Origin of the sequence: Aeromonas sp. TW 6 (genome assembly GCF_013168745.1) — a bacterium.
GTDB lineage: Bacteria > Pseudomonadota > Gammaproteobacteria > Enterobacterales > Aeromonadaceae > Aeromonas > Aeromonas caviae.
Window position 1 is genome coordinate 107,265 of record NZ_JABERS010000008.1, and the last position, 15,058, is coordinate 122,322.

The 15,058-nt window shown below is 60.6% G+C and carries 16 protein-coding genes; 1 reads left to right on the forward strand and 15 read right to left on the reverse strand.

Annotated features, from left to right (window positions below; translation table 11 throughout):
* Positions 1–36: 36 nt before the first annotated feature.
* The 6 genes from rlmM to dinB form a co-directional block, all read right to left on the reverse strand.
* Positions 37–1,131 carry a 23S rRNA (cytidine(2498)-2'-O)-methyltransferase RlmM gene (rlmM, locus tag HKD46_RS06080; protein WP_042864272.1) on the reverse strand — a complete coding sequence of 365 codons (1,095 nt, stop codon included), beginning with the start codon at positions 1,129–1,131 and terminating at the stop codon, positions 37–39.
* Entirely contained in the window at positions 1,124–1,510 is a 387-nt protein-coding gene (locus HKD46_RS06085) for a DUF423 domain-containing protein (protein WP_109112117.1), read from the reverse strand. The genes rlmM and HKD46_RS06085 overlap by 8 nt, the downstream gene beginning before the upstream one ends.
* Before the next feature lie 43 nt (positions 1,511–1,553).
* Positions 1,554–2,189, reverse strand: coding sequence for an alpha/beta fold hydrolase (locus HKD46_RS06090; RefSeq protein ID WP_069651748.1), 636 nt, complete (start codon positions 2,187–2,189; stop codon positions 1,554–1,556).
* A 12-nt stretch (positions 2,190–2,201) separates the two neighbouring features.
* Positions 2,202–3,122, reverse strand: coding sequence for a transcriptional regulator GcvA (locus tag HKD46_RS06095; RefSeq protein ID WP_029313926.1), 921 nt, complete (start codon positions 3,120–3,122; stop codon positions 2,202–2,204).
* Between the two features lie 286 nt (positions 3,123–3,408).
* A complete protein-coding gene (locus HKD46_RS06100) occupies positions 3,409–5,544 on the reverse strand; it encodes a methyl-accepting chemotaxis protein (protein WP_103858146.1) in 2,136 nt (711 codons plus the stop codon).
* A gap of 67 nt (positions 5,545–5,611) precedes the next feature.
* A complete protein-coding gene (dinB, locus tag HKD46_RS06105) occupies positions 5,612–6,664 on the reverse strand; it encodes a DNA polymerase IV (protein WP_171865029.1) in 1,053 nt (350 codons plus the stop codon).
* 192 nt (positions 6,665–6,856) lie between these two features.
* On the opposite strand from dinB, the gene HKD46_RS06110 reads away from it, so the two are divergent.
* Positions 6,857–7,069 carry a hypothetical protein gene (locus HKD46_RS06110; RefSeq protein ID WP_041214674.1) on the forward strand — a complete coding sequence of 71 codons (213 nt, stop codon included), beginning with the start codon at positions 6,857–6,859 and terminating at the stop codon, positions 7,067–7,069.
* An 80-nt stretch (positions 7,070–7,149) separates the two neighbouring features.
* On the opposite strand, the gene nqrM is transcribed toward HKD46_RS06110, so the two are convergent.
* The 9 genes from nqrM to HKD46_RS06155 form a co-directional block, all read right to left on the reverse strand.
* Entirely contained in the window at positions 7,150–7,374 is a 225-nt protein-coding gene (nqrM, locus tag HKD46_RS06115) for a (Na+)-NQR maturation NqrM (protein ID WP_010673371.1), read from the reverse strand.
* Between the two features lie 11 nt (positions 7,375–7,385).
* Positions 7,386–8,435 (reverse strand): FAD:protein FMN transferase, encoded by a 1,050-nt coding sequence (locus tag HKD46_RS06120; protein WP_171865030.1) that lies wholly within the window; start codon positions 8,433–8,435, stop codon positions 7,386–7,388.
* 3 nt (positions 8,436–8,438) lie between these two features.
* The gene (gene nqrF / locus HKD46_RS06125; RefSeq protein ID WP_010673369.1) at positions 8,439–9,662 is read right to left on the reverse strand and encodes an NADH:ubiquinone reductase (Na(+)-transporting) subunit F; all 1,224 of its coding nucleotides are present in this window, start codon (positions 9,660–9,662) and stop codon (positions 8,439–8,441) included.
* Between the two features lie 17 nt (positions 9,663–9,679).
* The gene (gene nqrE, locus HKD46_RS06130) at positions 9,680–10,276 is read right to left on the reverse strand and encodes an NADH:ubiquinone reductase (Na(+)-transporting) subunit E (protein ID WP_005303538.1); all 597 of its coding nucleotides are present in this window, start codon (positions 10,274–10,276) and stop codon (positions 9,680–9,682) included.
* 3 nt (positions 10,277–10,279) lie between these two features.
* On the reverse strand, positions 10,280–10,912 hold the full coding sequence (locus HKD46_RS06135) for an NADH:ubiquinone reductase (Na(+)-transporting) subunit D (RefSeq protein ID WP_005303545.1): 633 nt from the start codon (positions 10,910–10,912) through the stop codon (positions 10,280–10,282).
* Positions 10,905–11,693, reverse strand: coding sequence for a Na(+)-translocating NADH-quinone reductase subunit C (locus HKD46_RS06140; RefSeq protein WP_029313922.1), 789 nt, complete (start codon positions 11,691–11,693; stop codon positions 10,905–10,907). Before HKD46_RS06140 ends, HKD46_RS06135 begins: the two co-directional genes overlap by 8 nt.
* Positions 11,683–12,912, reverse strand: coding sequence for an NADH:ubiquinone reductase (Na(+)-transporting) subunit B (locus HKD46_RS06145; RefSeq protein WP_010673367.1), 1,230 nt, complete (start codon positions 12,910–12,912; stop codon positions 11,683–11,685). Before HKD46_RS06145 ends, HKD46_RS06140 begins: the two co-directional genes overlap by 11 nt.
* A gap of 3 nt (positions 12,913–12,915) precedes the next feature.
* Positions 12,916–14,259: a Na(+)-translocating NADH-quinone reductase subunit A gene (locus HKD46_RS06150; RefSeq protein WP_041211275.1), complete on the reverse strand. Its 1,344-nt coding sequence runs from the start codon at positions 14,257–14,259 to the stop codon at positions 12,916–12,918.
* Positions 14,260–14,678: 419 nt separating this feature from the next.
* Positions 14,679–14,987 (reverse strand): BolA family transcriptional regulator, encoded by a 309-nt coding sequence (locus tag HKD46_RS06155; protein ID WP_010673364.1) that lies wholly within the window; start codon positions 14,985–14,987, stop codon positions 14,679–14,681.
* Positions 14,988–15,058 lie beyond the last annotated feature (71 nt).

Here is a 15,058-nt window from a genome sequence, read left to right on the forward strand (position 1 = left end):
CGTCCGGTTTTTTCATGCCCTGTTCCCGATGCTGCTTCAGGACTTGGGAGACAACTTGGAGACCCAGAACTTGTTGTAGACGTGCACCGTGATCTCTTCGCGATCGTGATAGAGCTGTTTGGCCTGAATGATGAAGCCGCTGTCGATCTCGGCCAGCAGTCCGCGCAACACCTCGATGTTGTGCACCGCCTCGGCGTAGCGCTTCTTCATCGGCAGCTTGAGGTTGAACATGGCTTCCTGACAGTCGTTCTCCCTGAACCAGTCGGCCACCATGTGGGTCACTCGCGCCGGTTTGTCCACCATGTCGCACACCAGCCAGTAGGTATTCTTCTTGCTCGGCCGCCACACGAAACCATCGTCACGGATGTGCTTCACCTGACCTGTGTCCATCAGGGATTGGGCCATCATGCCGTTGTCCACCGCCGTCACCATCATGCCGCGACGCACCAGCTGATAGGTCCAGCCACCCGGGCAGGCACCAAGATCCACGGCCTTCAGGCCGGAGCACAGGCGCAAGTCCCACTCTTCCTTCGGCACGAAGACGTAGAACGCCTCTTCCAGCTTGAGGCTGGAGCGGCTCGGGGCATCGGCCGGGAATCGCAGGCGCGGGATCCCCATGTGGAAGGCAGAGTTGTTGAAGGAGTAGGAGTACCCCAGCATCAGGTGGTCGTTGGCCAGGAAGAAGGCGTGGAACACGGGACGGTTCGGGGTCTCCTTCTTGGTCAGGATCTCGTTGCTGCGCAGCGCCTGGCGAAGCGGCACGGTGAACTTGCGGCAGAAGGCGGAGAGCTCCTTCGCCTCGTTGGTGTCGGCCGTCTCCACCCGCAGATCCCCGCAAATGGCGTAGCCACTCGCCGCCTCCAGGATGGGAGAGACCCGATCGCTTATTTCCAGATCTTTCAGCTCGTGGGTCACCACCAGCATCTGGCGAATGAAGATGAGCTCGCGGAACGGCAGCTTGCGCGCCAGCAGATCGGCCTGCTCCTCGTCATACAACTCGAAGATCACATAGCCGCTGTCGTCCTTGACCCGGGCAAAGCCGTAGCACTGCATGTTGCCGGCACGCTCGGTGATCTCTGCCGCCGCCTCTTTCTCAAAACCCGGGCGGCAATAAAGCAGCAGATTATTCATTCTTTCCTCCAAGACGACAGCCGACCCACATCAGAGCCGCCCATCCCAACATAAAACAGAGGCCACCGGCCGGGGTGATGAGCCCCAGCCCCTTGCTGCCAAGCAGCACCATGGCGTAAATACTGCCGGAGAATCCCAGGATCCCCAGCACAAAGACGGCGCCCGCGAAGGTGATCACCTTGCCGCGCACGCCGCACAACCCCAGCACCAGCAGGGCCAGGGCGTGGAAAAACTGGTATTGCACGGCGGTGTTGAACGCCGCCAGCAACGAAGGGGCGATGCCGGTCGCCGCCAGCCCATGAGCGCCGTAGGCCCCGAGCATGGTGGCCGTCAGGCCGAAGAAACCTGCCAGCACCAGCCAATGTCGTTGGATCTGCATCTTCTCTCCTTGCACGCTTCTTCTCTCGACCCGCTCGAGATGGTCAGGAGCGGCCCACCGCCGCGATAAAATCCTTGATCCGCTCCGCAGCCAGGCGCAGGTTCTCCTGCTCGCTCATGCCGCTCGCCTTTCTCGGTTTGAAACCATGATCCCCGTCGGTCAGCCAGTGGACCGATACGGCGGGTGAGAAGGGGAAATCGGCCAGCTCGGCGCGAGAACCGAAGGTATCGCGCTCCCCCTGCAGCAGCAGCGTGGGCGTCGTGATCAGCTTGAGCACCTCGCCCCGCCATGCGTCGGGCTTGGCCGGGGGGTGGAAAGGATACCCGAGAACGATCAATCCTGCAGCATCCATCTCGTCGTCCCCCTCGCAAAACAGCTCGGCCGCCATCCTCCCCCCCATGGACTTGCCCGCCAGAAACAGCCGGGGATGGGCAAACTGACGCACCATCTCGCGCCAGTGAGCCAGCAGCACGGGTTGTCTGTCCGGCGGCCTGCGTTTGCCGTCCTGAGCCCGTTTGGTCATGTAGGGGAAGTTGAAGCGCACTACCTCGATATCCGGCCCCGCAAGCAGTCGTGACAACTCGGCCAGGAAGCTGTGCTCCATGCCCGCCCCCGCGCCGTGGGCCAGCAGAATGCGAACGGGGGCGTCACTCGCCCCCTCTCTTGTCAGGTCAGTCACCAGGTCAACTCCTCAGGCATCGGCAAGGCGGGCACGCCTGCGGGCCTCTTCCTGCTCCACCAGTTCCAGCATCCAGTCGCGAAAAGCCACTATCTTGCCCTGATCGGACTGCTGCTCCTGACACACCAGATAGAAAGCGTTCTTGCTCACCAGCACCTGTTCGAACGGGCAGATGAGACGACCCGCCTCTATCTCCGGCTGGGCCAGCACGCTGTGGCCGAGCGCCACCCCCTGACCGTGGATCGCCGCCTGGATCACCATGGTGGAGTGGCTGAAGATGGGCCCCTGATTCACATTGGGCGCGTCGATGTCGAGCTGGCGGAACCAGGCCTTCCAGTCGCGCCGGGAGGTGTCGTGCAGCAGGGTGTGACGGGTCAGATCGTCCGGGGTGCGCAGGGGCTTGGGGCCGGTCAGCAACAGGGGCGAGCAGACCGGGATCAGGTACTCGGTGTGCAGCTTGTCCGAACGAAGACCCGGCCAGTTGCCGCGGCCGTAGTAGATGGCCACGTCCACGTCGTCGGTGAGGGAGCCCTCGTCCATGTCCACCGCCTTGATCCGCACATCGATGTCCGGGTGGCGTTCGCTGAACTTGACCAGGCGGGGCACCAGCCACTGGATGGCGAAGCTCGGCTGCAGGGAGACGGTGAGCGCCCCCTTGGCGCTGCGGGCCAGCAGCTTGTCGGTCGCCTCGGAGATGGAGGCAAAGATGTCCTTGATATCGAGGAAGTAGCTTTGCCCCTCCTCGGTCAGTAGCAGGGAGCGATTCTTGCGGCGAAACAGCTTGATGCCGAGATACTCCTCCAGCGCCTTGATCTGGTGGCTGATGGCTGCCTGGGTCACGAACAGCTCTTCTGCTGCGCGGGTAAAGCTCAAGTGACGAGCCGCGGCTTCAAACGCTTTCAGTGCATTGAGCGGAGGTAAACGACGAGACATGGAATCGGCCGACGATGAATTTTTCTAATGGGGCGCATTATAAATTGTCGGTTGCGGGTCGACCAGTGAATAAACATAATTCGCCACGCAATTCGTTGTCATATGGCTCACACCTTCTCTTCCATGTTGGTTTACATGTGGTTTTTGTGAGTGAGTCGACAGTGATTGTGGTGTTGTGTTTCTTCCTCTGCGGGAAGAAGGGCTAAATCAGGTCGATTTAACCCAGTCTGTCATCTGAATGTGTTTGGCGCCTCCGGTTGGATGGCGCCTTTTTTCTTATCCTCCCCTACACCCGGAACTGGCCCACCAGTTGCTGCTGCTTGTCCGCCAGTTGCGACAGCTCGCGCCCGTTGTCAGCGGAGGTCGCCGCTTCCGCCCGAATGGTATGGCTCACGTCGCGAATGTTGCTGACGTTGCGATTGATCTCGTCCGCCACTCCGCTCTGCTCCTGCGCGGCCCTCGCGATCTGCTCGTTCATCTGGTGGATGGTGCCGACAGCCTGGATGATCTGCTCCAGCACGCTGACCGACTGCTCCACCTTGGTGAGGGTCAGATCCGCCTGGTGATGACCGGTCAGGATCGCCTTCACCACCGCCTCCGTCCCCGACTGCAACTGGCCGATGAGGTTCTGGATCTCGACGATGGCGTTCTGGGTTCGGCCCGCCAGGTTGCGCACCTCGTCGGCGACCACCGCAAAACCGCGCCCCTGCTCACCGGCTCGGGCCGCCTCGATGGCCGCGTTCAGGGCAAGCAGGTTGGTCTGCTCGGCAATCCCCTGGATCACCACCAGGATGTCGTTGATGTTGTCGCTGTTGGCGGAGAGGTGTTCCACCACTGGTTTGGCGTCGCTTATCACCGTCATCAGTCTGGACATGGCCTCCTGGGTCTGCGCCACCACGGACTTGCCCTCCTGAGCCGCCGTGTCGGCCTCATCGGCCGCCGCCACCGCCGCATTGGCATTGCCGGCGACCTGCAGGGCGGTAGCGCTCAACTCTTCAAACGCGGTCGCCACCAGATCCACCTCCTGATACTGGGACTGCATGCCGGCGCTGGTACGGGCTGCCCCTTGCGCCGCCAGGGCCGCACTGGCCCGAGTGCCCGCAACGGTGTCGATCACCTGGCTGATGGTGGATTGCAGTTTGTCCAGGAAGTTGTTGAACCACTTGGCCAGCTCGCCTATCTCGTCATCCCTGCGCAGATCGATGCGCTGGGTGAGATCCCCCTCCCCGCTGGCGATGTCCTTGAGGCGTGCCACCACGGCACGGATGGGCGCCACGATGCGCTGGGCCATCAGCCAGATGCAGAGCAGGGCGAGCGCCGAAATCCCGCCACCTATCGTGAGCTGGGTGGCCACGATGCGCTGGGCCTGATCCTCAAGCTCCCCTTGCAGTTGCAGGGCCGAGGCGAGCACCACGGCGCGGGGCAGCTCGATATAGGTGCCCCACTTGCGATCCGTACCGCGCATGCTGACCGGCACGAAGGTCTGCAACAGTGCGCCATCCGGGCTCCAGCGCGTCACCACATCTCCCTTGGTCAGCCACCCCTTGAGATCCTGCGCCAGCCCTTGCTGCTCCAGCAGATTGCCAAGGGCGACGGGGAACCCTTCCACGCCGGCCACCCGCCCTTCACTGCTGAGCAGAAGCACCTTGCCCTGCCCCTTGTAGAGGGTCCGGCCCATCTCTTCCACCAGGCTCTGCAGGGTCCCCAGGGAGATGTCGACCCCCACCATGCCAAGCAGGGAGCCCTGGTCCAGCAGCGGCACGGTTACCGAGGTCATCAACACCTGCTGGGTCCCCACCTCGTCCACATAGGGTTCGAGCAGACAGAGCGCCTTGCTGCGGATGCTGCAACTGTACCAGTCGTTCTCAAGGCCGCCGTGTCCGGAGGGCTTGTCGTTGGCCAGTATCGCCTCGTCCATCACCTCCAGGGTCACCTTGCCATCGACCCTGGCCCAATAGCTGGAGAAACGCCCCTTGTCGTTGGCCCCGAGCGCCGTCGACCCCTGATAGTTGTCATCCTCCCCGTCGAGCTGGTTGGGTTCGAATACCGCATAGACACCGAGCAGGTTCGCTGACGACTCCGCCGCATCCTGCAACTGCTGGTTGACGGCATTGCGCAGCGCCTCGGAGTGAACGAAGTTGTCGGCCGCGTTCTTGCGCTGGAACAAGATGCCCTCGGCAAGCAGGGTCGCCCTGAAGTAAGCCTCATCGAGGTAGCTGGTCACCCGGGCTGCCTGGGTCGCCCCCATGGCCTGCATCCAGTTTTCTGCCGCGTGCTGCCCCTCCAGGGTGGTGGAGGTTAGCACCTGCTCCTGCATGCGGGCCGCGTTGAAAAGAGAAGAAGCCACCAGCGCGACGGCACTGGCCAGCAGACAGCAACCGGCGATCAGGGTGATCCGTCCCTGAACAGAAAGAGAACTCATGCCACTATTTCCTAACGTCTACAGATGTGAACACTGTATCGGTTTTGGATACAAAAACTTAACTAAATCAGCAGAAATCCAGGCTTAATTGATTGATTTCACCCTCTCCGGGCAAACCAACGACCAGACCGAGCAGGCGAATGGGTTTTCCTTGAGCCCGTTGCAGTCCCTCGTGCAGCAGATCGTGGAAACGGGCCGCCTGATAACTCCCCTTGCGATAGACGGTGGTCTGGTGAAAATCGGCAAACTTCAGCTTGATCCCCTGTCCCATCAGCATCTCCGCAGGGCAGGCCTTGGCAAAACGCAGCTCCAACTCGGGAATGAGCCGGCTGAGCACCTGCCAGCAGGCGTCCTCGTCCAGCACGTCGCTGGCGAGCGTCGTCTCTACGCCGATGCTCTTGCGCACCCGCCGGGCCTGCACCGGCTGATCGTCATGCCCCCAGATGCGGCCGGCCAGCATCTCCCCGAGCTTGCCGAAACGGGCGATCAGCTCCTCGTTGCCGAGCTGGCGGGCATCTTCGCACGAATACAGCCAGAGGGACTCCAGCCGCTCTGCCGTCTTGCGGCCGATGCCGGGCAGCTTGCCAAGGGGGAGCTGGCGCACGAACTCGTCCACCTCCTGGGGACGGATGACGAACAGGCCGTCAGGCTTGCGCTGCTCCGAGGCGAGCTTGGCCAGAAACTTGTTCGGCGCCACACCGGCCGAGGCAGTCAGTCCAAGCTCGGCGCTGATGGCGGCACGGATCTCCGCCGCCATCAGGGTGGCGCTGCCACCGCAGCGGGGACTCTGGGTCACGTCGAGATAGGCTTCATCGAGGGAGAGCGGCTCCACCTGCTCGGTGTAGCGCAGGAAGATGGCGCGCAACTGGCGCGAAGTTTCTTTGTAGACGGCCATCCGCCCGGGGATCAGCACCAATGGCGGACAGAGCTTTCTGGCCAGGGCGCTCGGCATGGCAGAGCGCACCCCGAAGCGGCGCGCCACGTAGTTGCAGGTGGAGATGACCCCGCGTCGGTCGGCGGCGCCACCAATGGCGAGCGGCACCTCCCTGAGGGCCGGGTTGTCCCGCATCTCCACCGCGGCGAAGAAGCAGTCCATGTCGATGTGAATGATCTTGCGCATGGCCGTGTCTGTTGCTGTGTCGGTGCCGGTCGCGTGGCCACCAGGGGGACGGCCTGCCGACGACACCACTGTATAGATAATCAGTGGATTGAATCATGCTACCCCACCCCTGTCATTTCTACCAGTCTGCGCGCGGGCGCGGCGGCATAGACTCTCAAGGCCACATCCACACGAGACTCAAGGAGGAGAAGCATGAGCATCATCCGGGCGGGGCTCTGCCTGCTGCTGTTGCCGCTAGCGACCATGGCCAAGGATCATCCGACAGCCGAATGCAGCTGGCTGTACAAGCGCATCGAGATACTGGAAACCGCCATCAGGCAGGGAGATGAACTGGGCACCAGGGAGGAGCTGGCAAAGCGAAAGAAAGAGTTCAAGGAAAAGGCATGCAGCCAATATGACTACTGACCCCATGCCACATAAAAAACGAGCCGACCCAGGGGTCGACTCGTTTCGTTGCAAGGCTGCCTTCAGAGCGATATCCGCCGTTAGATGATGCGGTTGTCCACCAGCATCTTGCGACGGGCCTCTTCTTTGGCCATCTTCTTCTTGCGGTTGTCACAAGGCTCGGGGCAGTCGCACTCCTTCTCGATCCCGATGGAACCCAGGCCGCCACAGGAGCCGGAGATGGACTTGCGCTGGAAAATGTAGCCGATGGCCATGGCCACCACGACCATCAGAAACACCCCGAAGGTGATCAGAAAGATCTGCATGTAGTTACCCCTTACTTCTTGACCAGATATGGTTTGAAGGCATCCGAATAGGCCTCTTCGAACCCGTCATCCGTCTTGGTGATGGTGAAGATGGCCAGCCCCCGTTCCTTGGCATAGGCCAGGCTCTTCTCCGGCCCCATGACCATGAACACGGTCGCCAACCCGTCTGCAGTCATGCAGGAGGGGTGGATGACGGTCACCGACACCAGGCGGTGCTGGATGGGCTTGCCCGTCAGCGGATCCATGGTGTGGGAGAAGCGCTTGCCGTCCAGCTCGTAATAGTTGCGGTACTCGCCCGAGGTGGCCACCCCGTTGTCACCGGGCAGGATCACCTCCTGTACGGAACCGGCATTGACGGTCGGCTTCTCGATGGCGACACGCCAGGGATGCCCCTTGCCGTTGACGCCGTTGATGCGCAGCTCGCCGCCGATCTCCACCAGATAGTTGCGCGCCCCCTGGGACTCCAGGTACTCGGCCACCTTGTCCACGCCAAACCCCTTGGCAATGGCGGAGAGATCCACGTAGAGGTCCGGGATGTCCTTTTGCAGGGTATCGGCATCGGCAGAGGTTATCACATGCAGATTGCCAAGGCCCGTCTTCTGCCGGGTCTGGGCGATCAGCTCGTCGGACGGCACCTTGGTCGGTCTGGCATCCGGCCCAAAGCCCCACAGATTGACCAGAGGACCGACGGTGACGTCCAGCGCCCCGCGGCTCTCGCGGCCAATGTGAATGGCCTCGGTCACCACCCGCGCGGTATCGCGGGAAACCACCACAGGAGTATTGCTCTTGTGCTGGTTGAAGCGTGACAGCTCGGAATCCGGGCGATAGGTCGACATCTGATCGTTGACCCGTTCCAGCAAGACATCGACCTCGGCTTGCAGCCTGGCGGCATCCTGAACGGCGCTATCCGCCACCTTGATGGAGTAGTAGGTACCCATGGTGCTGCCGGTGATGTGGATCTCCGGCTTCGATTGGACCGTTTCCTGACCGCACCCAGTCAAGAAAAAGGCTAGCCCGAAGGCTAGCCCGAAGGCTAGCCAGGTCTTTACAACGCTGCGCATGGATTAACCACCGAAGTCATCCAGCAGGATGTTCTCGTCTTCAACACCGAGGTTTTTCAGCATGTTGATGACGGCGGCGTTCATCACGGGAGGCCCGCACATGTAGAACTCGCAATCCTCAGGCGCCTCGTGGTTCTTGAGGTAGTTCTCGAACAACACGTTGTGGATGAAGCCGGTGTAGCCATCCCAGTTGTCTTCCGGTTGCGGATCGGACAGGGCGACGTGCCACTGGAAGTTGTCGTTCTCGGCCTGCAGCATGTCGAAGTCTTCGACATAGAACATCTCGCGCTTGGAACGGGCACCGTACCAGAAGCTCATCTTGCGCTTGGTCTTCAGACGGCGCAGCTGGTCGAAGATGTGGGAGCGCATCGGCGCCATACCCGCACCACCACCGACGAACACCATTTCGGCGTCGGTGTCCTTGGCGAAGAACTCGCCGAACGGACCGGAGATGGTCACCTTGTCACCGGCCTTCAGGCTGAAGATGTAGGAAGACATCTGGCCGGGAGGGGCAGTCCAGTTGCTGGGCGGCGGAGTTGCGATCCGCACGTTCAGCATGATGATGCCGAACTCTTCCGGATAGTTCGCCATGGAGTAGGCACGAATGATCGGCTCGTTGACCTTGGACTCCAGCTCGAAGATCTTGAAGCGATCCCAGTCGCCACGATACTCCTCGGGAATATCGAAGTTCTTGTACTGCACGTGGTGGGCAGGCGCTTCGATCTGGATATAACCACCGGCGCGGAACGGCACGCTCTCGCCATCGGGGATCTGCAGTTTGAGCTCCTTGATGAAGGTGGCCTTGTTGTCATTGGAGATGACGGTACAGTCCCACTTCTTCACGCCGAAGATCTCTTCCGGCAGCTCGATGTCCATGTCGGAACGCACGGTGACCTGGCAGGCCAGACGCTCCCCATGACGGGCTTCGCCCTTGCTGATGTGATCCAGCTCGGTCGGCAGGATGTCGCCGCCGCCGGATTTCACACGCACCTTGCACTGACCACAGGAGCCACCGCCGCCACAGGCGGAGGAGACGAAGATACCACTGCCGGCGAGCACGCCAAGCAGCTTGCCACCCGCCGGGCTGGTCACAGCCTTGGCCGGGTCGCCGTTGATGCTGATTGTCACGTCACCGGCGGTCACCAGCTTGGACTTGGCGAACAGAATAACTGCCACCAAGGCCAGCAGGATCACGGTGAACATGACCACACCCAGAATAATTTCCATCTATATTTCCTTTCCGATTACAGGGAAATACCAGAGAAGGACATGAAGCCCAGCGCCATCAGACCCGCGGTGATGAAGGTGATGCCAAGGCCACGCAGGCCTTCCGGAACATCGGAATATTTCATCTTCTCGCGGATCCCTGCCATCGCGACGATGGCCAGCATCCAGCCTGCACCCGAACCCACGCCATAGACCACGGACTCAACGAAGTTGTAGTCACGCTGCACCATGAAGGAGACGCCACCGAAGATGGCGCAGTTCACGGTGATGAGCGGCAGGAAGATACCGAGGGCGTTGTAGAGGGCCGGGAAGTACTTGTCCAGCGCCATCTCCAGGATCTGCACCAGGGCCGCGATCACCCCGATGAAGGTGATGAAGCTCAGGAAACTCAGATCCAGACCGGATACCAGGGCACCGTCTTTGAGCACGTAGTTGTAGATCAGGTTGTTGGCCGGGACGGCAACGGTCTGAACCACGATAACGGCAATCCCCAGCCCCATGGCGGTCTTGACCTTCTTGGACACCGCCAGGAAGGTACACATCCCCAGGAAGAAGGAGAGCGCCAGGTTCTCGATGAAGATCGAGCGAATCAACAGACTGATATAGTGTTCCATACCTTAATCCTTCGCCTCTACCTGCTTGGGATCCTTGGTGCGCACGCCCCAGATGATCAGACCAATGATGAAGAACGCACTCGGCGGCAGCAGCAGCAGGCCGTTGGGCACATACCAGCCACCATTGTTCACCAGCGGCAGCAGCTCGATGCCGAACCAGGTGCCGGAACCCAGGATCTCGCGCACGGTGGCCACGGTCAGCAGCACGGCGCCATAACCCAGACCGTTGCCGATACCGTCCAGGAAGGAGGGCAGCGGGGCACTCTTCATGGCGTAGGCTTCGGCACGACCCATCACGATACAGTTGGTGATGATGAGGCCGACGAACACCGACAGTTGCTTGGAGATGTCATAGGCATACGCCTTGAGCACCTGGTCAACCACGATAACCAGCGAGGCAATCACCGCCATCTGGGCGATGATCCGCACGCTGTTCGGGATCTGGTTGCGGATCAGGGAGATGAACAGGTTGGAGAAGGCGGTGACCGCGGTAACGGCCAGCGTCATCACGAACGCCGTCTTCATCTGGCTGGTAACGGCCAGCGCGGAACAGACACCCAGCACCTGCAGTGCGATGGGGTTGTTGCCGAGCACAGGCGTCAACAGCAACTTTTTCATTTCGCTCTTGTCAGCCATTGTTGATTTCTCCTGCACGTACCTTGGCCAGGAAGGGACCGAAGCCCTTGGGGCCCATCCAGAAGTCGAAGGTGTGCTGTACACCATTACCGGTCAGGGTTGCACCAGACAGGCCGTCGATTTCATGCTCGGAACCAGCCGGAGCATGGCCCTTGATCACACGCAGCGCAGGCTGACCGTTCTGGTCGAACAGCTTCTTGCCGACGAACAGCTCGCGCCAGGCCGGGTTCTCGATCTCGCCACCCAGACCCGGGGTTTCACCGTGGTCATAGTAGGTGATGCCCTTGATGGTCTGACCGTCGGCCGCGACCGCTACGAAGGCATACATGGTGGACCACAGACCCTGGCCGTAGATCGGCAGGATGATGTTGTCGACCTTGCCTTCGGCATCTTTGGCGAAGAACACGGGAACCAGCTTGGAGATCTGACGCAGGCCGGCCTTGTCGTCGGCCGGAGCCAGGCGAATGCTCTTGGCCGGATCCTTGGCGGCAACCTTGGTGTCGAAGTTGTCGGCATCGCCGTCAACGAACTCACCGCTGGTCAGATCCACCAGACGCGCTTCAATCTTGTCGCCATAGAGCTGGGCCAGGTCACGCTTGGCCACGGCGCTGATGTCGACGCCGGCGACGGACAGGATGTTGCTTTGCTTGTCCAGTGCCTTGTTTTCCAGCTGGGCCGGACGCAGACCCACGGCAGCCACGGAGACCACGATGGAGCAGACCAGACACAGACCGGTCACTACGGCGAGAGTGCCGGTAGTAGAGTCTTTATTAAACGCCACGTGCGATCCTCCGCTTGATGTTCGCCTGTGCCACGAAATGGTCAAACAAGGGGGCAAACAGGTTGGCGAACAGAATGGCCAGCATCATGCCTTCCGGGAATGCAGGGTTCACTACCCGGATCAGCACCACCATCACGCCGATCAGGGCGCCATACCACCACTTGCCCTTGTTGGTGAAGGCAGCGGAAACGGGGTCGGTCGCCATGAAGGCCATGCCGAACGCGAAGCCACCCAACACCAGGTGCCAGTGCCACGGCATGCTGAACATGGGGTTGGTATCGGAACCGATGACGTTGAACAGCAGGGAGGTCGCGACCATGCCGACCATGACGCCGGCGATGATGCGCCAGGAGGCGATGCGCATGTAGACGATCATGGCTGCGCCGATGAGGATCATCAGGGTGGAAACTTCACCGATGGAACCGGGCAGGTTGCCAAGGAAGGCATCCATCCAGCTGATGGCTTCACCGGTGGCACCGTTGATCAGCGCCATCTGGCCGCCCTGGGCCCACTGGCTCAGTGCGGTTGCGCCGGAGAAGCCGTCAACGGCAACCCAGACCGCATCACCGGAGATTTGACCCGGGTAGGCGAAGAACAGGAAGGCACGACCCGCCAACGCCGGGTTCAGGAAGTTTTTGCCGGTACCACCGAACACTTCCTTGGCCAGCACCACACCGAAGGTGATACCCAGGGCAGCTTGCCACAGGGGCAGCTCGGGCGGCACGATCAGGGCGAACAGGATGGAGGTCACGAAGAAGCCTTCGTTGATCTCGTGCTTGCGCACCATGGCGAACAACACTTCCCAGAAACCACCGACGATGAAGACGGTGATGTAGATCGGGAAGAAGTGCGCCGCACCGATCAGCATCTTGCTGCCGATGCCGGCGACGGCCGGATCCAGCGAGGCACCGAACAGGGTGGCCAGGGCGTATTGCCAGGAATCGGCACCGGCCGCGCTGCCCATGTGGGCGATGGCGGCGATAGACTGGTTGCCGACGTTGTACATGCCCCAGAACATGGCCGGGAACACAGCCAGCCACACCATGATCATCATGCGCTTCAGATCGATCGCATCACGGACATGGGCGGCATTGCGGGTCACGGAACCCGGGGTATAAAACAGGGTGTACGCCGCTTCGAACAAGGCATAGTACTTTGCGTACTTGCCACCCGGCTCGAAGTGATGTTCCATATTTTCAAGAAGTTGCTTGAAACTCATCGCTTAACCTTCCAGTTCGATCTTGGTCAGGCACTCACGCAAGACGGGGCCGTACTCTGTCTTGCCGGGGCAGACGAAGGTACAGAGCGCCAAATCTTCCTCATCCAGCTCCAGGCAGCCGAGCGCCTGCGCGCTGTCGGTGTCACCGGAGATCAGATCCCGCAGCAGCAGGGTCGGCAGGATGTCGAGCGGCATCACGCGCTCATAGTTGCCGATAGGCACCATGGAGCGATCACTACCGTTGGTGGTGGTAGTGAAGTTGATGAGTTTGCCCTTCATCAGGTGAGAGAGGGTGGTACGGGTGATGGAGAACTTGTTGGCACTGGGTTTGACCCAGCCCATGAACTCTTTCTCACGGCCTTCGCCCAGCACGCTCACCTGGTTGTGGAAGCGACCCAGATAGTCATGGACCCCTTCGGCCTTGGCACCGCTCAGCAGGGAACCGGAGATGATGCGGTTTTCGTCCGCACGCAGCTCGTTGTTGGTCAGCTGGCTGAGGCTGGCACCCAGACGGGTACGCAGCAGACGCGGCTTGATGACGTTCGGGCCAGCCAGGGAGATCACCTTGTCGGTGAAGATCTGGCCAGTGGTGAACAGCTTGCCGTAAGCGATCACGTCCTGATAGTTGATGTGCCACTGCACCTTGTTGGCACCGACCGGATCCAGGAAGTGGATGTGGGTGCCCGGCAGACCGGCGGGATGCGGACCGACGAACACGGCTTCCTTGACCTGGGCCAGGGAGGAGTGCGGCAGGCTGGCTTCGCCCTTGCAGACGTGGACAGTACCATCGGTCAGGCGGGTCAGCACGGCCAGACCGTCGAGGAAGGCCTGGGCCTGTTCCTTGATGATCAGCTCCGCACTGGCGGCCAGCGGGTTGGTGTCCATGGCGGTGACGAAGATGGCGCGCGGGGTGGAACCCACGGCAGGCACCTTGCTGAACGGGCGGGTACGCAGCGCGGTCCATTGGCCTGATGCGACCAGGATCTCCTGCACCTTGCTACGCTCGAGCTGTGGCAGCTCGGCGGAGGCAAAATGCTCAAAGGTCACCTGCTCGTCGGACCCATCGATGTCGATGACAACGGACTGGAGAACACGCTTGGCACCACGGTTGATCTCAGAAACCACACCGGTGGCAGGGGCCGTGAATTTAACGCCGGGATTCTTCTTATCTTCGAAGAGCTCCTGACCTTTAATGACGCGATCACCTACTTTGACAAACATAGTAGGACGCATCCCCACGAACTCTTCGCCGAGTGTAGCAACACGGGTGATGGCCGGGCCATCGTAGATTACTTGCTCCGGAGCACCCAGCACGGGGATGTCCAGTCCTCTTTTAATTGTAATCATACTCACTTGCACTACCGTTAAGGGAAGACAGGTTGGTTAGCGCCGAGAAATACATCACGACGAGTTGTTGAATGAGCCCGTCAACATCGCGGAAAGCTGTCGAAGAAATAAACAAATCAGCAACATACAGGATCATTCAAAAGCGCCTGAGTTTACCACCTTAGGCGAGTTAGCCGCCACGCCAAATGGGGAAAATCCCCGCCCTATCACAAAATTAACCTTCACTGAATATTTCGCGCACGTCCTTGCAAACCGTGGTTTTAAAGGACTTTTCGCAAAACTAACCATATAGAGGTATTTTCCAGGCGCAAGGAAAAGGATTAGAAAAAATAATGCCATCCCCCTCATCCCTGGCTGCACACCATTCGTGATAGCGCTGTTAATGGCCCGAGGAAGGCGCCATCAGGAGGTCCAACGGCTCACGCAAAGGGGGATTTGCTGACGCAACCCGGCGTCTTTGGCGCCTGCTCCCTGGCCTGCCACTCGGATTCGGTATAGGTATGCAACGCCAATGCATGAATGGCTCCCGCCAACTCGTCGGCCAGCACCCCGTTCACCTGACGATGGCGCCCCAGCAAACGCTGTCCCTCAAACGCCTGGCTCACCACGACTACCTTGAAGTGGCTTTCGGAGCCCGGTGCCACCCTGTGCATGTAGCTTTCATTGATCACTTCCAGGTGGCTCGGGGAGAGCGCGGCGGCCAGCTTGGCCTCTATCTGTTGTTGCATGCTCACGGTAAGGACTCCTCGTTGAATATCCGGCCATTGTAGCCAGGGTTGTGCGCCCGATGCATCAGGTA